We start from the raw sequence: 20,730 nt of genomic DNA on the forward strand, positions 1-20,730 counted from the left end.
GAAGAGGCGCGTGGACGCGGCGGGCCCTCAGGTCCGGGGGTGCCGCCGGGGGCCGCGAAGGATAGCAAAAACGGTCAGACCGGCCAAGGCGAGGCTGGTCGGCGAGATCCAGGGCCGCACGGCGGCCTGGGGCGTGGGGCCGGGCGGCGGCAGCTCCACCTCGGCCACGAACGCGTCCCGGGCGCCCAGAACCGTGGTCGTCAGGGGCCGCCCCCGCCGATCGAACACCGCGCTCACCCCCGTGTTGGCGGCCCGCACGAGGGGCAGCCCGGTCTCGGCGGCCCGGAGGGCCGCAAAGGCCAGGTGCTGGTAGGGCGCGGGGGTTCGCCCGAACCAGGCGTCGTTGGTGACCACCACGAGCAGGCGGGCTCCCTGCTCGGCGTGCCGGGCAGCGAGCCCCGGGAAGATGCCCTCGAAGCAGATCAGGGGGCCCAGCGTGGGAAGGCCCGGACCCGACAGGGGCCTCACCCCCGGGCCGGGGGAGAAGTCGCCCGCGCCCTCCACCATCTTCTTCAGGAAGGGGAGGTAACGCCCGAAGGGCACGTACTCGCCGAAGGGCACCAGATGGACCTTGTCGTAGCGGCCGGCCCAGGTGCCCTCGGGGGTGACGAGGAACACGCTGTTGCGGTACTCCACGCGGCCGTCCACCCGTTCATACCCGGGGGCCCCGAACAGGAGCCAGACGCCCGCCCTCCGGGCCAGGGCCAGGAGCCGGGAGGTCTCGGGGCCGCCGTCCTGCACGCTCAGGGGCACGGCGGTCTCGGGCCACACCACCAGCTGCGGCCGCCGGGGCACCAGGTCCAGGGTGAGGCGCTCGTAGATGTCGAGGGTGACCCGGCGGTAGGCCCGATCCCACTTCTGGGCCTGGTCGATGTTCCCCTGGACCACCCCCACCCGCAGGGTGGCGTCGGCCGGCGGCAGGGGGGAGGGGGCCAGGGCGAGTCCGGCCCAGGTCAGCGCAGCCACCGTCGGCACCGCGAGCGCCCGGGTGGACACGGCCCCCCGGGCCAGGAGCCAGGCGGGCGCCACGGCCAGGCCCACCCCGACCAGCCGGATCCCGTCGGCCCCCACCCACGGCGCCAGGCGCAGGGCCAGGGGTTGGTTCCACAGGGCCTGGGCCACGTCCCCCCACGGGAAGCCGGTCAGGGCCCACCCTCGAACGCCTTCGAGCCCGGTCCACACGAAGGGGGCCAGGGCCAAGGCCAGGCCGGGACGCCTCCGCCCCACGGCCGCGCAGGCCCATCCGCACGCCCCGGGGTACAGGGCCAGGTAGGCGGCCAGGAGGGCCACGCATCCCACGGCGGCCGGCCACGGCAGGCCGCCGTACCGGGCCACCGTGGGGGCGATCCACCACAGGAGAGCCCCGAAGAACCCGAGCCCCTGGATCCACCCCAGCAGGAACCCCCGGCGCGGCTCGCACCGGACGGCCAGGGCCCACAAGGGGGCCGGCAAGGCCAGGGCCAGGGGCCCGAGGGACGCGGGGGGGAACGCGGTCACCGCCACCAGGGCGCCCCAGGCCGCCAGGGCCCAGGGGCCGGGATCAAGCCACCTCGACCCGGTTGCGGCCATTGGCCTTGGCGCGGTAGAGGGCCTCGTCCGCGGCCCGCAGCAGTTCGTCCGGGGAGCGCTCCTGCTCGCCGGGGAGGTAGTCGGCCACCCCCATGCTCACGGTGACGTGGATCCGGCGGTCCCGCCCGATGGGCACGGGCTCGCCGGCGATCCGGTTGCGCAGCCGTTCGGCGATGGTGCGGGCGAGGCCTGCGTCGGTCTTGGGGAGGAGGAGCACGAACTCCTCCCCTCCGTACCGGGCCACCAGGTCTTCGCTGCGCACGGCGTCCTTGAGGATCTCCACGAGCCGCACCAGCACCCGGTCCCCGGCGGGATGGCCGTAGGTGTCGTTGATCCGCTTGAACCGGTCCAGGTCGATCATGACGCAGGCCAGGGGCTCTCCGTGACGCGCCGCCCGGGCGTACTCGGCCTTGAGGCGCTCTTGGAAATGCCGGTGGTTGTACGCCTTGGTCAGGCCGTCGGTCACCGACAGGAGCTTCAGCTCCTGGTTGGCCGCATCCAGCTGCCGGGTGAGGGCCTGGAGTTGCTGGTTCTTGGCCTCGAGCTCCAGGTTCTGCTGGGACAGCCGTTTCTGCAGGGCCCGGATCCGAAGCAGGCTCCGAACCCGCGCCACCAGCTCCACGTTGTCGAAGGGCTTGGAGATGTAGTCGTCGGCCCCCGCGTCCAGGCCCCGGGCCAGATCCTCCACGTCGCCCTTGGCCGTGAGCATGAGGATCGGAATGTAGTCGTCGGCCTCCTCCCGCCGCCGCAGCTCCCGGCACACCTCGTACCCGTCCATCTCGGGCATCATCACGTCGAGCAGAACCAGGTCCGGGGGGGACTCCTGGACCCGTTCCAGGGCCTCCCTTCCGTTCTGGGCCTCCCGGATGCGGTACCCCTGGGCCCGGAGCACGTCCGACACCATGGCCCGGACGATCCGGCTGTCGTCCACCACGAGGAGCTCAGGCGCTTCCATCGGTCACCCCCGGGGGCTTGGGGTCGCGGTCCAGGGCCTCCAGGATCTCCCGGGCCATGTCGCCCAGGCCCACCACGCGGGTGGCCGCCCCAGCGTCGATGGCCGCCTTGGGCATGCCGTAGATCACCGACGACTCCTCGTCCTGCACCAGCACCTTGGCCCCGGCCCGGCGCAGGGCCAGGGCTCCCCGGGCGCCGTCCCGGCCCATTCCGGTGAGCACCACCCCCACGGCCCGGGGCCCGTACTCCCGGGCCACCGACTCGAACAGGACGTCGGCCGACGGCCGGCACGCGTTCACCGGTGGGCCCTCCCGGGGCACGGCCCGGCCGGCCCGCACCCCCAGGTGGGTTCCGTCGTCGGCCAGGTACACCGTGCCCGGCTCCATGTGGACCGGCCCCTCCACCACCCGGATGGGGTGGCCGGTCTCACGCTCGAGCCACCCCGCAAACCCCCGGGTGAACCCAAGGCTGATATGCTGCACCAAAACCACCGGGCAGGGAAAGGGGCGGGGCAGGTCGTGGAACAGCCGTTGGATCGTGCGGGGCCCCCCCGTGCTGGCGGCCAGGGCCAGCAGCCGGTCCGGCCGGGCCGAGATCCGGGCCCTGGCGACCGGTCGGCGCTCGGCGGGGATGCCGCTGGCCCAGCCCCGCCGTCGGGCCACCCGGGCGTAGAGCTTGATCCGGGAGCGCAGGTCCTCGGCCACCGAGGCGTACGTGTCGGGGCCTGCCGAGGCGTCGGGCTTGGGCAGGGCCTCGAACGCGCCGGCCCGCACCGCCCGGAACGCGCTCTGGACCTCGCCGGGGTTCACGGTGGCGCTCAGGATGATCACGGGCGTGGGGCACCGCGCCATGATCCGCTCCACCGCTTCCAGCCCGCCCATGACCGGCATCTGCACGTCCATGATCACCACGTCGGGCCGCAGGGCCTCGCACCGCTCCACGGCCTCGAGGCCGTTCTCCGCCTCGGCCACCACCTCGAGCTCCGGGTCGGCCTCCAGCAGGTCCCGGAGCACCGTGCGCACCAGGCGGGAGTCGTCCACCAGTAACAGCCGGATCAACGTTCCACCCCTTTCCGTCGTTTGCGGACCAGGTCCTCCAACAGCGTCGTGAACTCCTTTTGGCGGAATTGATCCTTGGAGACGAACGCATCCGCCCCGGCCTCGGCCACCCGGTCGGCCTCCCCGGACCGGTTCGACACCACGACCACCGGCAGTCCCGCCAGAGCGGGGGTGTTCCGCACCCGTTGGAGAAGGCCGTAACCGTCCATCTCGGGCATGTCCAGGTCGGTGACCACCACGGCCACGGGCTCGCGCTGGAGCAGCCGCCACGCCTCGGCTCCGGAGGCCGCGGGCAGAACCTCGTACCCCTGGGTGCGCAGCAGGTGCTCGATCAGATGCCGGCTCGTCACGGAGTCGTCGGCCACCAGGATCCGGGGCGGCTGCTCGGGCGCGCGGGCGGGCCGCCGGTGGGCCGCCTCCAGCTCGTGCCATCGGGCGTACAGGTCGATCACGTTGAGCACCGGCAGGGCCTCGCCCGTGGGCAGGAACGACACCCCCACGACCAGGGGGGCCCCGGCCAGGTGGGGGCCCAGGGGCTTGATCACCAGTTCCCGCTCGCCCTCCACCGCGTCCACCTCCACCAACATGACCCGGTTGCGAAACCGCAGGCGCACCACCCCCACCCGGGAGGCAGGTTGGGGCCGTTCGATCCCCAGCACCCCGGCCAGATCCACCACCGGCGCCAACCGGCCGCCGGCGTCCCAAAGCCCCTCCCGGGCCTGGAGCGAGGCCACCGGAACCGAGTCGCACCGGTCCACGAACAGCGAGGGCAGGGCGTAGGGCTCCCCCCCCACCCGCACCACCAACCCCGGCAGGGTGGTCAGGGACAGGGGCAGCAGCAGCCGAAACCGGGACCAGCGGCCGGGCTCGGTCTGGATCACCAGGGATCCGTTGAGCTTCTCGACCCGCAGCTTCACCACGTCGAGCCCCACCCCCCGGCCGGACACCTCGCTGACCCGCTCCCGGGTGGAGAAGCCGGGCCGGCATAGGAGGTAGAGGGCCTCCTCGTCCGACAGCGCGCGGGCGGCCGCGTCGTCGAGGAGGCCCCGCTCCACGGCCTTGCGCCGGACGTGGGCTGGATCGAGGCCCCGGCCGTCGTCCTCCACCTCGATGGCCACCGCATTGGACCGGTGGTACGCCCGGAGGATCAGTCGGCCGCGGCGGGACTTTCCGGCCCGCTCCCTCTCGTCGGGCGGCTCGATCCCGTGGTCCACGGCGTTGCGCACCAGATGGGCCAGGGGAGCCTGGATCGCCCCGAGCAGCGAGCGATCCACCTCGGTGAGCCGGCCCTCCACCACCACCTCGACCTCTTTGCCGAGCTCCCGGGCCAGGTCCCGGGCGGTGCGCCGGAATCCCTCGAGCAGGTCGCCCAGGGGCACCATCCGCAGGGTCAACACCCGGTCCTGGAGCTCGGAGACCAGGTGGTCGAGCTGCCCGAGCTCGTCCAGGAACTGGCTGAAGCCCCGGCCCGCGATCATCCGGGCCATGGCCCGCAGGGCGTCGATCTCGGCCGGCTCCAGAGGGCGGTCCGGGTCCTGCCATCGCAGCAGCCCCAGGCGGCGGAATCCCCGGCGGAACCGCTCCATCCGGGCCAGGATCGCCGCCCGATGGGTGGCCAGGTCGTCCACCAGGTTCTGGAGGCCCTCCAGCCGCTCGGTGGGCACCCGCAGCCGCAGGGGTTCGGGCTCGACCGGCGAGCACGGCCGGCAAGGGGCGCCCGGGCCGGGGGGCGGGGGGGGCGCCGGCGGGGCGGGTGCCCCGGTCTGGCCCAGCTCTCCTCGGAGGCGGTCCACGCCCTGGAGCAGCCGGCTCACCGTGTCGGGGCCGAACCCCCCGGCCTCCGCCTCCCGGAGCTGGTTTTCGAGCTCGTGGGCCTGGCGGCTGACCTCTGCCAGGCCCACCATGCGGGCGCTCCCCTTCACGGTGTGGGCCAGGCGCATGGCGCTTCGGTGGGCCTCCCGGTCGGAGGGGTCCTGCTCCAGCTGCAGGAGCCTCTGCCCCAGCCGCTCCAGGAGCTCCTCGGCTTCCTCGAGAAAGATCTTGACGTACTTCTCGTCCACCGGCATGGGGGATCAGACCGTGAACCCCTGCGCCCCCAGGTTCTCCTGGGCCAGGTGCTTCAGCCGGCGGGCCAGCTCCTTGAGGCTGATCACCGCCTTCTCCACCTGCTCGGCCGACCGGTTCACCTGCACGGCCACGTCGTTGATGTCGGTGATGGTCAGGACCAGCTGCTCCCCCGCGGTCGCCTGCTGCTGGGTGGCCACGGTGATCTCCTTGGCCGACTCCTTGGTCTGGCGCACCAGCTCCAGGATCGTCTCCAGGCTCTCGCCGATCTGGTCCACCCGCTCGGCCCCCGCTCGGACGGTGGTCGTGCCCTTCTCGGTGGTGAGCAGGGTGGTGTTCACCGAGTTCTGGATCTCCTCGACCAGGGCCTTGATCTGGCCGGTGGCCTCCACCGTGCGTTGGGCCAGGCGACGGACCTCGCCGGCCACCACCCCGAACCGCTTGCCGTGTTCCCCCGCGCCGGCCGCCTCGATGGCGGCGTTGACCGCCAGCAGGTGGGTCTGCTCGCTGATCTCGTCGATGATGTCCACGATGCCGCCGATCTTCTGGGACTTCTTCCCCAGGTCCATCATGGAGGCCGCGATCGCGCCCACCTGTCCCTTGACCTCCTTCATGCCGGCCACGGCCTCCCGCACCGCGTCTCGACCCCGCACGCAGGCGTTGAACGTCTCCTCCGCCACCTGCTCCACACTCTCCACGTTGGCCGAGATCTCGTTGGAGGTGGCCGCGATCTCCTCGGCCGTGGTGGTGGCCTCCTGCACGGCCGAGGCCTGCTCGGCCGCCCCGCTCGACTGCTCCATGGCGATGGTCACGAGGTTCTCGCTGGACCGGTGCAGGTCCTCCACCGCCTCGGCCAGGGCCGCGGCCACCGAGGACGACCGTTGGAGGCTCTCCCTCAGGTGGGATCGCAGGGTGTTGAGGTGTCCCCCCAGCCGGGCCATCTCGTCCTCGCCCCGGATCGTCAGCTCGCGGGTGAGGTCGCCGTCGGCCATGCGCCGGGCCGCCTCCTCCAGGCGGTACACCGGCCTGAGCACCAGGAGCCGCAGGCTCCCCACCACCACGGCCACCACCACCACCAGGGTCAGGGAGAACAGCACGAGCAGGCGGTTGCGGATACCGACGAGCTGCTCGTCGAAGTCGGAGAAGTCGAATCCGATCAGGATCGCCCCCAGGTAGGGGCCGTCGGAGGTGTGGCAAGTGCTGCAGACGCCCTGGTTGTGCAGGGGCACGGCGTTCGTCACGTGGCCGGAGCGCCGGATCTCCAGCAGCCCCGTGGCGCTTGCCCCGGCCTGGACGAGCCGGGCCATCTCGGGGTCTTCGAGCTTCTTGCCGATCTCGCCCGGCCTGCCGCTGTAGCGCACCGTTCCGTCGGGCTGCACCACCCGCAGGGCCTCGATGCCCGCCGTGGACACCGCGTTCTCGAGAATCTTCTGGAGCTCCTCCATCTTGCCCTCCACCATCGAGAACAACAGCGTGTTGTACACGAAGGTGGCGAACCCCTGGTTGGTGCGTTCCTGAAGCCCGATCACGGTCCGTCGCTGCACCCAGGCGGTGTAGGTGCTGGCCAGCCCGAGCAGGATCGCCATGACCACGGCCGTGGAGACCGCGATCTTCGTGGACAAGCTCTTACGGAACGAGCCGATCATGGATCTCTCCTTCGCCAATCGTCAGGGTTCCGAAGACAGCCCTGGTAGGTCACGAGCGCAGCTACACCGGGGGCCGATGACCGTCGACCGGAGACCGAGGTGATTTGGGAGCGAGCAGGATACCCGAGGGTGCGGTTTGTCCCTGTTTTCTTTCCGCTGATTACCGACCCCTGAACCGCAGGTCCCCCCTCCGGATGCGTATCCGAGGGATGGCGACTTGGTATCAGGAGCCGCCCGGTTGCCGCCGGTCATCGGGCACGGCCGAGCCTCGCACGAGCCCATCGGGGTCGAGCACGGTCACCGGTTCCTCTTCCTCCGCCTTCCACTGGCCCTTCACGGTGTTCTCGGGCGCACCGGCCCAGGGCGCCTCGATCGGCTGGACCTCCTCGGGGGGCACCGGCACCACGTCCACGATCCGGTCCACGGTGAACGCGGCCCGCAGGTCCCCGCTCGCCACCAGGACCAGGTAGCCCCCCGGGCCGCCGGGGGCTTCGGGGATGGCGAGAAACCGGTTCGTGTCCACCACCGACACCACTTCGCCCCGCACCCCGGCCACCCCCAGGATGTACTCCGGCAGGCCGGGCAGGCGGGTGATCCGGGGCCGCCGCACCACGCCGCGGCCCGCTTCGGCAGGCAGCGCGAACCGGCGGCCGCCGGCCTCGAACACCAGGTGGGGCCGACCCCCCGTCGGGTCCTGGGCCTGGTGCTGATGGTCCCAGTACTCGGCCCGCAGGGCCTCGAGCCAGGCGGTCAGATCCGCGTGCGCAGACCTCACGGCTCATCCCTCCTTTCCGGGAGTTGCAGACTGGACTCGAGGATCTCGGCCACGGCCCGTGCCTCCATGCCGCCGGTCATCCACCGGGGCACCCGCAGGCCCGACCGCAGGGCCTGCAGGGCTCGGCCCGCCTCGGCGGCCGCGGCGGCCCGATCCCCCCGCCGCAGCAGGATCCACGCCCGGTTCACCCGGGCCATGACGAGGCCCGGGTCCCTGAGGAGGGCCTCGTCGTAGCGCACGAGGGCCCCGGCGTCGTCGCCGGAGCGTTCTTGCAGAAGCCCGCACAGGTAGCACGCCTCGGCCGGAGCCGACGGCGATGCCGCGGCCTGGCGAGCCGCCACGAGGGCCTCCTGCTCCCGCCCCTCGTTGGCGAGGAGCAGGGCCTGGCCCACCATGCCCCGGGGATCGGTGGGGTCGGCTTCCAGCAGGCTCTGGAACCGTTGCTGGGCCCTCTCGAACTCCTCGACGTCCAGCAGGGCCAGGCCGGCCCGGTAGACGGCCTCCGCATCGTCCGCCGGGCCCGCCCGCACCCGGCCGGCCGCGGCAGGGGTGGGGCGGGGCCGCGGGGTGGCGGCCACGCGGCGGTAATAGAAGCATCCGGCGCTTCGGACCGGCTCCAGTTCGGGTCTGCGGGGCCAGATCGTCTCGGAGGGGCCCAGGAAGAGGGCCCCGTCGGAGTCCAGGGAGGTCGAGAGCAGGTCCACGGTCTCGGCCACGGCCTCGGGGCGGAAATAGATGAGGGTGTTGCGGCAGAACACGGCGGCGAACGGGCCGCTGCGCCGCACCCACTCCCGGGTGTCGGGGGCGAGCAGGTCCCGGCGCTCGAACCGGACCATCCGCCGGAGGTGAGGCGGCACCTCCCAACCGTCCCCCCGGGGGCGGAGGTGGCGGCGCAGCATCTCGGGGGGGATGTTGCGCACGGCCCGCTGCCCGTAGCGCCCCCGGCGTGCCCGGGCGAGGCTCGGCGCGTGGTTGTCGGTGGCCACGATCTCCACCGGAGCTTCGGGCCCGAGCACCTCGACGCAGGCGATGGCCAGGGAGTAGGGCTCCTCTCCCGAGGCGCAGCCGGCCGACCAGATTTTCGCGGGCCGGCCCCGCAGCCGGGGGAGCACCTCGGTCATCAGGGCTGTGAACTGGCCGGCGTGTCGCCAGAAGTGGGTCTCGTTCACGGCCAGCAGCAGGGTCAGGGCGTCGAGCTCCTGGGCACGGAACCGGGCCGAGGCAAGGCGGCGCAGGTAGGCCTGGGCCGTGGGCACCAGCCGGGCCACCAACCGGACCCCCACGGCCTCCGCCAGGGCCCGGCGCCGGTCGGCCCGGATGGCGAGGCCCCGGTGCTGCTCCACCAACGCGGCCACCTGCGCCAGTTCCCGCTGGCCGGGGCCGGCCGCCGCCAACGGCCAGGCCCGCGCGAAGGCCGGCCACTCCCGGCCGGCCGCCAGCACGGCCGAGGCTAGGGCGCGAGGGGGCGCGTCTTCCGGGAAGGCCTGGTAGACCCGGGGCTCCAGGTCCGAGGCGGAAGGGGTGGGGCACACCAGGATCACGGCCGGCGGGGCAGCGGCCCGGCTCCGGGCCCATTCCAGGGCCCCCCGCAGCCGAGGGGGGGCTGCCGTGCACACCACGGCCACGGGCAGGTCCCCGGCCAGGGCCTGATCCAGGGCGTCGGCGGCCGTGGCCCGCACCCCGATCCGGCTCAGGGCCTCGGCCGTGGCCCGGGCCTCGGCCGGCCGGTCGGCGGCCACCCACGCCAACGGGGTGGGGGGGGGGTCAGGGAGAGTCGGTGCGGCCAGGTTCACCTGCGGACGCTTCCTCGCTGGGGGGGCGACGGATCAGGACCTCTTTGACCCGCCTCTTATCGGCGTCGCGCACGGTGAACTCAAGTCCGCGGTACTGGAAGGTCTCTCCGGGGCGGGGAATCCTGCCCAACACGTGGAACACCAGGCCACCGACCGTCTCGAACTCCTGGGTGTCCAGCTCCAGGCCCAGGAGGTCCTCGAGCTTCTCCATGTCGACCCGGCCCGAGACCCGAAGGCCCTCCCGGGTCTCCCGGACTTCGCCATCCAGGTCGGGTTCGTCCTCGATCTCTCCCACGATCTCCTCGACCACGTCCGAGGGGGTCACCAGGCCGGAGACCCCCCCATACTCGTCCACGGCCAGGATCAGGGGGACCCGGTTGCGTTTGAACTCCTCGAGCAGGGCCTCCAGGGTCAGGGTCTCGGGCACGAACACGGCGGGCCGGCACAGGGGCTCCAGAGGGGGGGACGGGGGGGGCGCGCCCCAGTACCGGAGCACGTCCCGGGCCGTCACGAAACCGATCACCTGGTCCAGGGTGTCCCGGTACACCGGGATCCGGGAGTGCCCCTCCTCCACCATCCGCCGGACCAGCTCCGGGAGCGGCTCGTCCCGGTCCACGGCCACGATCTCGGTGCGGGGCACCATGATCTCGCGGACCCGGGTGCGGCGCAGGGCAAGGACCGAGAGGAGCATCTCCTCCTCCTCGGGCTGGAGCACGCCCTCGGCCGTGCCCTCCTCGATCAGGTCCTCCATCTGCCGCACCAGGTCCCGGCGGGGCCGAAGCCGGCGCCGGATCCACTCGACGAGGATTCCCAAGGCGGTGGGCCGGGACTCGGCCTTCACGGCATTCCCCCGGGCAGCACCAGGTAGTGGAGCGCCAGGGCCAGCCCGGCACCCAGGGCCCCCCCGGCCAAGACCTCGCCGCGGGAGTGGATCCGCAGCAGGAGCCGGCTGTGGCTCACCATGAGGGCCAGCAGCCCCGCCAGGGCGGCCACCAGCCAGTCCCGGGTGTGCAGGGCGAGAAGGGTGGCCACGGCGAACGAGACCGCGGCGTGGCCCGAGGGAAAGCCGCCGTGGAGCGGCGCGCCCCGGCCCAGGAGGGCCTTCAGCAGCACCACGGTCACGATCACGGTCAGGAGGATCGCGGCCGTGGCCATGGGGCCGGCCGGCCCGGTGGGAAGGGCCGCACCGAACCGCGACAGGCGCGGCCCGAGCACCACCCACCCGACGGCGGCCGCGCCGAACGAGGCCACGAGCACGGCTCCGGCGGCCACGTCCTTGGCCGACCGGGCCAGGGGGTCGTATCGGGGGCAGGCCAGATCCACCAGGGACTCGAAGGCGGTGTTGATGAGCTCGGCCACGAGCACCAGTCCGGCCGCCAGGCACAGCAGCGCGAACTCCCCCGGCGTGACCCCCAGCCGGGGGGCGAGCACCAGAACGGCCAGGGCGGCCAGGGAGTGCCACCGCATGTGCCGCTGGGTGCGCACCGCCTCGAGCACCCCCTCCACGGCGCAGTTGAGGGTTTCCAGCCAGGTCTCAGGTTTCACGGCGGATCCGTTGGAACAGCTCCTCCTGCCGGGCCTCCATCTCGGCCGCCCGGTGGGCCTGGGCCCCCTCGTGGTCGTACCCCAACAGATGCAGGAGGCCGTGCAGGCACAGGTAGAACACCATGTCCTCCAGGGGCCAGCCGGCCTCCTCGGCCTCGCGGGCCGCGGTGTCCAGGCTGACCACCACGTCCCCCAGCACGGCCGGGTCCATCGCCCCGGCCTCGCCCTCGCGCTGGGAGAAACTGATCACGTTCGTGGGCGAGTCAAGGCCGAAGTAGGTGCGGTGCAGCTCCTGGATGTCCGCGTCGGAGCACAGCCACACCGAGAGCTCGGTGGACGGCTCACAGCCCGAGGCGCTTAAGGCGCTCCCCAGACGCCTGCGGAGCCGCTCCTCGTCGATCCGTTCCGGCCGGTCGTTTCGGATCCAGATTTCCATCGCTGCGGCGTTCCTTGTGGGCCAGGAGCGGATAGTCGATCCGCTGGTGATGGATGCCGGTGAGGATGCGGGCGAACGCGCCCGCGATCCGGTGCAGGTCCCTCAGGGTGAGGTCACACTCGTCGAGCTGGCCGTCGGCAAAGGTGCGGTTGACGATGTTCTGAACCATGCCCTGGATCCGGGCCGGCCGCAGATCGGGCAGGGTGCGCGACGCCGCCTCCACCGCGTCGGCCAGCAGCACCAGGCCGGCCTCCCGGGTCTGGGGCTTGGGGCCGGGGTATCGGTAGTCGGTCTCGTGAACCTGGTCGTCCCTCTGGCGGGCGGCCTTGTCGTGGAAGTAACGGATCAGCCCCGTGCCGTGGTGCTGCTGGAGGATCGCCTCGATCTCCCGGCCCAGGCGGTGGCGGCGGGCCAGCTCGACCCCCTCCTTCACGTGGGAGGTTAGGATCAGGCTCGAAAGCCTCGGGGCCAGACGGTCGTGGGGGTTTCGGCCGTGGGGCTGGTTCTCGATGAAGTAGGCCGGTTTGGAGAGCTTGCCCACGTCGTGGTAGTACGAGGCCACCGTGGCCAACAGGGCCCGGGCCCCGATGGCCTCGGCCCCGGCCTTGGCCAGGGTGCCGGTGACCAGGGAGTGGTGGTAGGTGCCCGGCGCCCGAAGCATCAGGTCCCGGAGCAGCGGGTGGTCGAGGCTGGCCAGCTCCGTGAGGCGCAGATCCGTGGTGTAGCCCAGGACCAGCTCGGCCAGGAACACCAGCAGCAGGGAGAGCGCGCCCGCGGCCAGCCCCCCGCCCAGGGCCCACAGGGCGTCCCACCCGATCTGGCCCGGCAGCGCGTCGGCCGCGAGGCCGAATCCGGCCGCCACGGCCGCCTGGGCCACCCCGGCCCACAGCCCGGCCCGCAGGTAGGCGGCCCGCCGGGCCGCCCTGCCCACGCCGTGGGCGCCCACGAGCCCCCCGGCCAGGAACACGCCCGCGGCCTCCAGCGGCACGGGGGTGCCCAGGCCGCCCAGCACCGACAGGGGAACGGCCAGCAGCAACGCGGTCTCGGAGTTCAGGACCGCCCGCACGGTCAGCACGCCCGCGGCCATCGGCACCCCCAGGACCGCGGCCCCCAGGCCACCGGGCACCGAGGCCGCCGTTGCCAGGGCGAGCCAGGCCCGTTCCAACGCCGCCAGCACGAGGAGGGTCGCGCCCAGCAGGATCCGGTCGCGGGGAGCGCTCCGAAACTTCTTGACGTTGCGGCGGCCGAACTCGAAGGGGATCCAGATTCCCAGGCACCACAGGGCCACGAGACCGATCCCCCGGCGCCAGGCGTTTCCGGTGTCGGCCAGGCGGGCGTGGGCACGCAGGCGCCGGGCCTGTTCCGGGCTGACCCGGTCCCCCTCCCGAACGATCATTTCGCCTTGCCGGATCAGGTACCGGACCGGGGCCACCCGGTCCCGGGCCTCCCTGCGGCGGCGGGCGGTCTCCTCCCCGTTGCGGGCCACGTTGGGCCGTAGCACCTTCCGGGCCAGGGCCCGTGCCAGGCGCTCGGGTCCGGCGGCCCCCTCCGGGGCGAGCCCGTCGCGGGCCTCGTCCAGCCCGAGCGGCATCGAAGCCGGTGTGAGGGGGGTCTCGGCGCGGGTGCGCAGGTCCCGGAGGACCCTCGGCCGGTCCCGGAGGAAGGGGGTGGGGTCGGCCACGACGCCCCGGTCGAACAGGGGCTCCAGCAGACGCCGAACCCGGCCCAGGAGGCCGGCGCGCGCGGCCGGGTCCGTGAGGCCGCGGACCTGCTCGGCCGAGACCGGAACCCCCAGGCGGGCCGCCGCCTCGGCTGCCAAGGCCTCCCAGTCCGGAGGCTTCGGCCCGTCCGGACTCACGGCCGAGGGCAGGGGAATCCGGTCCACCAGGGCCGCCGCCTCGTCCAGGGCCTCGGCCAGCAGGTCGGGGTCCCGATCGAACACCTCGGGCGCCCGCTCGGCGGCCTGGGCCCTGCGGGCCTCGGTGGCGGCCTCGTCCGGCAGGGCGAAGTCCCGCTGCGCCTTGACGTTCTCCCGGGCGACCTCGCCGGGCGCGTACAGGGGGACCCGCTTGGCGAAGGGAAGACCGGTCACCACCGCGGCCAGGGACGCCAGCCCCAGGAGCAGCAGCGTCGACACGGCGCGTCGCCGGGCGGGAGAACCGGTTGGGACGCCGGACCGGCGGGTGGGTCGGGATGGGAACATGAAGCCTCCGAGTCAGGGCATGCTAAGGCACGGTCGGGGGGGAGTCAAGATCCGCGGAATCCATCGGAAACAGCGGTTGTTTCGGTCGGATCCCTGTGGTACGGTTCGGCAAACTCTCTAAATGAGAAGTCCCTTTAGGCTCCCTGCGGAGCCGGACAACAGGCAATGCCGTGACGGGTGACGAGTGACGGCGGCGGGCATGGGTTTCAGGGGCCAGAATTCAGAAGTCGGTGGACAGGGAGAAGGCTCTTCGGTCCCCCGAGAGGATCCCCCCGGGAACCCGAGCTGCTTTTCGGGATTTCCTGTCTCCTGTCCGCTGAATTCTGGTTCCTGAAACCCATGCCCCCGGACCATGAGGTGCAGGCGAAGAGGCATGGTAATGCTTAGAGCGTGTGGGAATCGGGGAGGTTTTCAAGCCTCCCAGCGTCCCAGCCTCCTAGCGTCCTAGCGGAAGTCACTTGGAAGGAGGTTGTCCGTGGCACCGGGTTCCGGGCTTCGAGAGGAACTGGAAGAGATCAACCGGGAACTGCGCAAGACGTTCCTGAAGCTCCAGTCGCTTCTGGAAAAGAAGCAGCGGGCGCTCCGAGAGGCCGAGATCCTGGAGGACGAGCAGGAACAGGAGCGGTTGTCCGAGGTTGTCCTCCAGATCGAGAAGAAGCTCCGCGAGATCCGTCAGATCGGCATCCTTCCCCCTTCCACGACCCCGTGATGGCTCCCCTGCGAAGACTTCTGGTGATCGCTCCAGACGGGCCCTGGGTCCCGGCCCGGGAGGCCGGGGTGGGGGCGTTTCGTCTCGAGGTCAGCCGCGTGGATTCGCCGGAGCTCGCCCCGCCGGGGCCGTGGGACGTGGTGGCCTTCCGCACCGACGCGTTCGGGAAGGCCGGCCCCGAGGAGATCCTGGCGTGGCTTCGGCGGGCGGCGCCCGAGGCCACGGTCCTGCCGGTGGCCGTGCGGCCCGACCCACGTCAGGCCTTGATCTACCTGAAGAACGGCGCCTACGAGTACCTGGAGGAGCCGCTCGATCCCCCCGAGTTCCTGCGGGCCCTGGCCGAGGCCGTGGAGAACCGGGAGGCGTTCCGCGAGATCCTGGAGATGAACCGGACCCTGGAGGCCCAGGCCAGCCAGCTGCGCCGGGAGAAGGAGGAGCTGGAGCGGCGCAACCGGGAGCTGCAGGCAGTGAGCCGGCTGGCCCAGGACCTGGCCGCCTCGTTGGAGCCCCAAGAGGTGGTGGACCGGTTGGGGGCGCGGCTTCGTGAGGTGTTCGGGGACCGCTCGGTGCGCATCGGCCTGTGGGGCCGGGTCCCTGGCGGGCTGGCCTTGGTGGGCGGAGCCTCGGGCCCCGGCGTGGAGGACGCGCCCGGGCCGTGGGCCACCAGGGTCCTCCGGGGCGAGGAGGTGCGTCAGCCGGCCCGGGACGGGGGGGCGGAGCTGGTGGTCGTGCCGATGAGGGCCCGGGACCGGGTGGTGGGGTTCCTGGCGTTGGAAGGGAACTCGCAGCCGGTGCCCGAACACGAGATGGAGATCCTGCGAATCTTCGCCGACACCGCGGCCATCGCCCTGGAGAACGCCCGGCTGTACCAGGCCATGCGGGACCTGTCGGTGCGCGACGAGCTCACGGGCCTGTTCAACCGGCGGTACTTCCAGGAGCGGCTCCGGGCCGAGTGGAACCACGCCACCCGCCACGAGATCCCCCTGGCCCTCCTGATCATCGACATCGACCACTTCAAGCGGCTGAACGACGGCAACGACCACCTGACCGGTGACGCGGCCCTGCGCAAGCTGGCCGAGCTCCTCACCCGCAACACCCGGGGCATCGATACGGTGGCCCGGTACGGCGGAGAGGAGTTCGTCGTGATCCTGCCCCGCACCGGCCGGGAGGGGGCCCTGGCCGCGGCCGAGAAGCTCCGGCGGGCGGTGGCCCGGACCCGCTTCCCCGGCGAGGACGCGGTGCCGGGGGGCAAGCTGACCGTGAGCATCGGCGCGGCGTGGTACCCGGGGGCGTCCGGTTCGGCGGAGGAGCTGCTGGCCCGGGCCGACCACGCCCTGTACGAGGCCAAGGAGTCGGGCCGAAACCGAACCCGCCTGTGGGGCGCCCCCGACGAGTCCCGGGCCAGCGCCTGATCGGGGCCTTCGGCCCGCTGGGCGGCCGGGCTAAGCAGCTAGGCGCCGGAGCCGTCACCGTCACCGGTCACCCATCACGCTCCTTCCCCTTGCCCGGCCCCCCGGGGGCCGAGGGGACGCTCCGTTCCACGGAGCCGCTCCCCTGCCGCGTAAGGCGGCGCCTGCCTCCCCGACCCATCGTCGTCTCGAACGACCGGCACCAAACAAAACGATGAGGCGGCGCCAATCATGGGACATTCCGGTGTGGGAACGGCGAGCGTGCTCGTGCTCGCGGCGTGGGTGGGGACGGGCGTGGCGGGGGGCGGCGGCGCAGCAGGGGAGACGGTGCGGGTCTACTCGGTGGCGCGGGGCGGGTTCGCGGAGGTCGAGCCGCTGGAACTTACGGACGCCGAGTGGCAGAGGCGGCTCACGCCCGAACAGTACCGGGTGCTTCGGCGGCAGGGCACCGAGCGGGCGTTCTCGGGGGCCCACTGGGACCGCCACGACAAAGGCCTGTACCGGTGCGCCGGGTGCGGCACGGACCTGTTCCTGTCGGAGCACAAGTTCGACTCCGGCACGGGGTGGCCGAGCTTCTGGCGGCCCGTGGCCGAGGCCGTGGACGCCCTGGGCCTGCCGGCCCCGGTGCGGCGGGTGGCCCTCGAGGCCCTGGGGCTGCCTCCTCTGGGCTGAGCCCCGGAGCCCCACGGGCCGACAGAAAAGAAGGGGAGAGGGGGGCCTTGTCATCCTCCGGGGGGCCGGGTAAGTTGATCCGGCAGGGTCCTGGGAGGTGCGGCATGAGCGTGGAAGAAGTGATCAAGAAGGCGATGCAGGAGTGGGTGGTCCCCCAGTTCGAGGCCCTTCAGCGAAGCGTGGCCGAGGTGAAGGGGGCGCTGGATGTCACGAACCAGCGGTTGGGCGACATGCAGGCTCAGCTCACGGACATGAGCCGCCGCATCGACGGCACCAACAAGCGGATCGATGACACCAACAAGCGGATCGACGAGGTCCGTACGGATCTCTCGGCGCGGATCGAGAACGTCCGCGCGGAGCTTACGGAACGGATCGAGAACGTCCGCACGGAGCTTACCGCGCGGATCGAGAACGTGTGTGCGGAACTGTCGGGGCGAATCGAGGGCGTCAGCACGGAGCTCACGGAACGGATCGAGAATGTCCGTACGGAGCTCACGGAACGGATCGAGAACGTGCGTACGGAACTGTCGGGGCGAATCGAGGGCGTCAGCACGGAGCTCACGGAACGGATCGAGAATGTCCGTACGGAGCTCACGGAACGGATCGAGAACGTGCGTACGGAACTGTCGGGGCGAATCGAGGGCGTCGGCACGGAGCTCACGGACAGGATCGAGAACGTCCGTACGGAGCTCACGGACCGGATCGACGAAACAAACCGTCGGATCGACGAGGTCCGAACAGAACTCGCGGAGCGGATCGAAAACGTCCGTTCCGATTTCATCGATCGGTACGACCGGTTGGGGATGCGCATGGACGAACTGGGCCGGGCCATCGTGCGCCGCGACGAGTACGACCGGGTGCTCCGGCAGATGGAGCACCGGATCACCTCCATCGAAGGAAGCGTCGAAGAGCTCAAACGCCGCGTGGCCTGACCCCTTCACCCCTCACCCCGCGTCACGGAAGCCAGCCACAGATTCACACGGATGGGCACAGAATCCACGCTCCCAACAGGGAATCCGTGTCGATCTGTGTTCATCGTGTGACCAAAAAGCCACCCGCCACGGGAATACCGCCGCTGGTCGTTCGTTGTTGGTCGTTGGAAACTTCCGTGAATCGTTGGAATGCTAGCCCGCCTCGCAGGCCGCAGGAAAGCTAGAAAACCGGTCTAGAAAGCCTTCTGGCCTCCTAGCGTTCCGGCCTTCCAGCCGACGCGAAGCGTCAAACCCGTCGCTTGTCACTCGTCACCGGCCACCCCTCACGGAGGTCGCCCCCGCGTCTTTTCACCCATCATGTGAGCGAAAACACATGTTGTCGGACTGGGGCCTTGAGCGTATCATCGTGCGGTCGATACGGTGGGGAGATTCCACCCTCGTGGCCTGGCGTGGAGAGCAGTGGTGGCGGTAGGGGAGGCGGTGAGGCAGGGAGCAGGAATCAACTGGGCAGCAGCGTCCCCCTCCTCCCCCCCATTGGAGGTATGACGTGAACCGAAAGTTTTTGGGAGTGGTGTGGTTTGTTGCGCGGATCGGTCTAGCCCTGACCTGCTGCCTGGTGCCGGTGCCAGGTGGGGCAGGGACGCACGGTGCCTATGACGTGAGGCCGAGATCCCCGTTGCTTGATGCTTCGGCCTCGGGGGCGCTTGGTGAGGTGGCGCGGCTTTTGGGGGAGGGGATTTCCGCAGACACGCGGGGGTGGAACGGTGAAACGCCCTTAATGCTCGCGTCGCGATCGGGGGCAATCGACGTGGTTCGGGTTTTGTTGGCCGCCGGTGCGGACCCCAATGCCAGAGATTCCGGCGGACGGACTCCACTCATGTATGCGGCCTTCGCGGGGCACGAAGGCGCAGCCGCCCTGTTGCTCGATGCGGGCGCTGACGTGGACGTCACCGACTCCCTGGGAATGACCGCCTTGATGAAGGCTGCGTTCGGTGGGCACCCTGCGGTTGTCCAGTTGCTACTTAAAAAGGGGGCTGATGCGAACGCCAGAGACGACGACGGATTGAGTGCTCGCGAGCATGCGGCGCTCTCGCCCGATCGGGCGGCTGGGAAGGAGGTGATCCGGGTGTTGGACGCGCTGGCCGGGCCATGAGTGTAATGCCGCTGCGCTGAGGCAAAGCACACACCTTCCGGCGCGATGGCGGTCGTGCCGGTGGGAGGTCGCGTGGCATTGTGGGCAGAGGCACAACGGGTTTCGGGAGGCGAGGCAAAGGAGACGAGATGATGGCACAGTTTCTGCAGAAACCACCGTGTGGGGGCCTGGGGCGTGTGGCGGCCTGCTGGCGTCGGGGGGTGACGGACAGTGTGATGCGGGGTGAGAGGCCAATGACGGGAGGAAGCAAAGGCATGCTGAGAAGATTTTTTTTGGGGTTCGGTGTGTTTCTTTTGGCGATGTCGGTTGCGTGGGCAGGGTTGCCGGCACCGACTTTGATGCCGGGATTCCCGATGGTGGTCGGCCCCAACGTTATGGTGATGTGGCAGCCGGTGCCAGGAGCCGTGAAGTACAACGTGTACGTCAATGGCAAGAAGGTCGGTGAGACCCCGGCGGTGAACCACATGATCCCGGCGCCTCAGGACGGCGGCACCTACACGATCGAGGTGGAGCCGGTTGACGCCACCGGGGCTGCAGGAGAGAGGGCATCGGGCAAGGTGGTGATCGTGAAACTGGAGCCACCGGAGGGGTTGGTGGCACGCCCGACAACGACCCGGGTGACCCTGCGTTGGGACGTGGCAAAGGGAGCCATACTCTACAACGTGTATCGGGCCGACTCCCCGGATGCCCCCCCAAACCTGCTCGGGTCGGTGCAGAATACGAAGTATGTGGACGGCAAGGTGGAGCCTGGCAAGACGTACTACTATCGGGTGACAGCCCGCGATGCGTCGGGAGTGGAGTCGAAGCCAGGGGACGTTGTGGAAGTGAAGGTGCCCGAGAAGCAGGCCGAGGGCCTTGCGGGGGAGGTCGAAGAAATTTTCCTGCCCGTGTCCGAGTACAAGTGCAACGACCAGGGCTTCGGGTTTCCGGGCGACATGGCTCTTAGCCCCGACGGCGATACGCTCTACGTCGTGGACGAACGGATGGCCAAGGTACATCTGATCGATCCGGACACGCTGGAGGTCCGCGCCACGTGGCCGCCCGAGGGCGCGCCGTACCGGCTGAACGGCGTGCTGGGCTTGGGCGTGGATCCGTCGGGAGACCCGATCTACCTGAGTGCGGGGAACCGGTTGCTGGCAGTGAGCCCCTCGGGGGCCCTGGTGTGGGAGCGCGACCTCCTGCCGATGGCGGACGCCGCGGCCAAAGCGGGCATCCTGCCGCGTCCGATGAAGGCCGGCGCCTCCGACATCGCCGTGGACCCCGAAACCGGGGAGCTCTATCTCGCCAACTCGGCCGCGAAGATGATCGTAATCACCTCCCCTGACGCCACGGAGGTGCTGCGCGGGATCGACCTGTCCGACCGCATGGGCGTGGTGGCGTCGGTGTCGTTCACCCCGAAGGGCACGCTGGTGTGCACCGATTCCCTGGCGGCGAAGGTCTTCGAGTTGGACAAGAAAGGCAACACGGTGGCCTCGTTCGGAAAGTTCGGGGTGATTCCTGGCAGCATCGGCCGGGCCAATGGGGTGGTGATGTACGCGCCGGACAAGGTCGTCGTGACCGACACCATGGCGACCAAACTCCACGTTTTTCAGATGGACGGCACCTACCTGGGCAACTTCGCCAAAGACGGCAAGCCCGTGCCGAACATCTCGTCGTATTACGTGGCATTCGATCCGTCGGGGCAAAGATTCTTCTGGTCCGGCAAGCTGCAGCATGAGGTGTGCGTGGTCCGGGTGGAAACTCTCCCCTGAGATGTGCGGGCGCGCGAAAGGAGGTGAGGAAACGTAGGTAGGCGCCCCGCTCGGGCTGACC

General features: G+C 71.0%; 17 protein-coding genes. 6 read left to right on the plus strand and 11 right to left on the minus strand.

Annotation, left to right across the window (positions count from 1 at the left end):
* Nucleotides 1–27: 27 nt before the first annotated feature.
* From lnt to DEFCA_RS0100275, 11 genes are all read right to left on the minus strand, one after another.
* The gene (lnt, locus tag DEFCA_RS0100225; RefSeq protein WP_025321037.1) at nucleotides 28–1,569 is read right to left on the minus strand and encodes an apolipoprotein N-acyltransferase; all 1,542 of its coding nucleotides are present in this window, start codon (nucleotides 1,567–1,569) and stop codon (nucleotides 28–30) included.
* Nucleotides 1,541–2,524 carry a diguanylate cyclase gene (locus DEFCA_RS0100230; RefSeq protein ID WP_025321038.1) on the minus strand — a complete coding sequence of 328 codons (984 nt, stop codon included), beginning with the start codon at nucleotides 2,522–2,524 and terminating at the stop codon, nucleotides 1,541–1,543. Before DEFCA_RS0100230 ends, lnt begins: the two co-directional genes overlap by 29 nt.
* Complete coding sequence (gene cheB / locus DEFCA_RS0100235) at nucleotides 2,511–3,581, minus strand: chemotaxis-specific protein-glutamate methyltransferase CheB (protein ID WP_025321039.1); 1,071 nt, start codon at nucleotides 3,579–3,581, stop codon at nucleotides 2,511–2,513. The genes DEFCA_RS0100230 and cheB overlap by 14 nt, the downstream gene beginning before the upstream one ends.
* Complete coding sequence (locus DEFCA_RS19995; protein ID WP_025321040.1) at nucleotides 3,578–5,647, minus strand: hybrid sensor histidine kinase/response regulator; 2,070 nt, start codon at nucleotides 5,645–5,647, stop codon at nucleotides 3,578–3,580. The genes cheB and DEFCA_RS19995 overlap by 4 nt, the downstream gene beginning before the upstream one ends.
* A 6-nt stretch (nucleotides 5,648–5,653) precedes the next feature.
* Nucleotides 5,654–7,291: a methyl-accepting chemotaxis protein gene (locus DEFCA_RS0100245; RefSeq protein ID WP_025321041.1), complete on the minus strand. Its 1,638-nt coding sequence runs from the start codon at nucleotides 7,289–7,291 to the stop codon at nucleotides 5,654–5,656.
* 223 nt (nucleotides 7,292–7,514) lie between these two features.
* Nucleotides 7,515–8,066 (minus strand): chemotaxis protein CheW, encoded by a 552-nt coding sequence (locus tag DEFCA_RS20000; protein ID WP_025321042.1) that lies wholly within the window; start codon nucleotides 8,064–8,066, stop codon nucleotides 7,515–7,517.
* Nucleotides 8,063–9,859 (minus strand): CheR family methyltransferase, encoded by a 1,797-nt coding sequence (locus DEFCA_RS23885; protein WP_025321043.1) that lies wholly within the window; start codon nucleotides 9,857–9,859, stop codon nucleotides 8,063–8,065. The genes DEFCA_RS20000 and DEFCA_RS23885 overlap by 4 nt, the downstream gene beginning before the upstream one ends.
* Nucleotides 9,831–10,700 carry a hemolysin family protein gene (locus DEFCA_RS0100260; RefSeq protein ID WP_025321044.1) on the minus strand — a complete coding sequence of 290 codons (870 nt, stop codon included), beginning with the start codon at nucleotides 10,698–10,700 and terminating at the stop codon, nucleotides 9,831–9,833. Before DEFCA_RS0100260 ends, DEFCA_RS23885 begins: the two co-directional genes overlap by 29 nt.
* Nucleotides 10,697–11,404: a diacylglycerol kinase gene (locus DEFCA_RS0100265; protein WP_025321045.1), complete on the minus strand. Its 708-nt coding sequence runs from the start codon at nucleotides 11,402–11,404 to the stop codon at nucleotides 10,697–10,699. The genes DEFCA_RS0100260 and DEFCA_RS0100265 overlap by 4 nt, the downstream gene beginning before the upstream one ends.
* A complete protein-coding gene (gene ybeY, locus DEFCA_RS20010; RefSeq protein ID WP_025321046.1) occupies nucleotides 11,394–11,840 on the minus strand; it encodes an rRNA maturation RNase YbeY in 447 nt (148 codons plus the stop codon). The genes DEFCA_RS0100265 and ybeY overlap by 11 nt, the downstream gene beginning before the upstream one ends.
* Complete coding sequence (locus DEFCA_RS0100275; RefSeq protein ID WP_025321047.1) at nucleotides 11,746–13,977, minus strand: HD family phosphohydrolase; 2,232 nt, start codon at nucleotides 13,975–13,977, stop codon at nucleotides 11,746–11,748. Before DEFCA_RS0100275 ends, ybeY begins: the two co-directional genes overlap by 95 nt.
* Nucleotides 13,978–14,518: 541 nt before the next feature.
* Between DEFCA_RS0100275 and DEFCA_RS0100280 the strand changes: the two genes are divergently transcribed.
* The 6 genes from DEFCA_RS0100280 (at nucleotide 14,519) to DEFCA_RS0100305 (ending at nucleotide 20,669) form a co-directional block, all read left to right on the plus strand.
* A complete protein-coding gene (locus DEFCA_RS0100280) occupies nucleotides 14,519–14,752 on the plus strand; it encodes a hypothetical protein (RefSeq protein ID WP_025321048.1) in 234 nt (77 codons plus the stop codon).
* Between the two features lie 23 nt (nucleotides 14,753–14,775).
* Nucleotides 14,776–16,164 (plus strand): GGDEF domain-containing response regulator, encoded by a 1,389-nt coding sequence (locus DEFCA_RS20015; protein ID WP_169709384.1) that lies wholly within the window; start codon nucleotides 14,776–14,778, stop codon nucleotides 16,162–16,164.
* Nucleotides 16,165–16,392: 228 nt separating this feature from the next.
* A complete protein-coding gene (gene msrB / locus DEFCA_RS23890; RefSeq protein WP_084318542.1) occupies nucleotides 16,393–16,833 on the plus strand; it encodes a peptide-methionine (R)-S-oxide reductase in 441 nt (146 codons plus the stop codon).
* Between the two features lie 104 nt (nucleotides 16,834–16,937).
* The gene (locus DEFCA_RS0100295) at nucleotides 16,938–17,765 is read left to right on the plus strand and encodes a hypothetical protein (RefSeq protein WP_025321051.1); all 828 of its coding nucleotides are present in this window, start codon (nucleotides 16,938–16,940) and stop codon (nucleotides 17,763–17,765) included.
* Nucleotides 17,766–18,312: 547 nt separating this feature from the next.
* The gene (locus DEFCA_RS21170) at nucleotides 18,313–18,918 is read left to right on the plus strand and encodes an ankyrin repeat domain-containing protein (RefSeq protein ID WP_084318545.1); all 606 of its coding nucleotides are present in this window, start codon (nucleotides 18,313–18,315) and stop codon (nucleotides 18,916–18,918) included.
* 254 nt (nucleotides 18,919–19,172) lie between these two features.
* On the plus strand, nucleotides 19,173–20,669 hold the full coding sequence (locus tag DEFCA_RS0100305; RefSeq protein ID WP_169709385.1) for a hypothetical protein: 1,497 nt from the start codon (nucleotides 19,173–19,175) through the stop codon (nucleotides 20,667–20,669).
* The last annotated feature ends 61 nt before the right edge of the window (nucleotides 20,670–20,730 follow it).

The sequence above is a fragment of the Deferrisoma camini S3R1 genome (genome assembly GCF_000526155.1).
Classification (GTDB): domain Bacteria; phylum Desulfobacterota; class Deferrisomatia; order Deferrisomatales; family Deferrisomataceae; genus Deferrisoma; species Deferrisoma camini.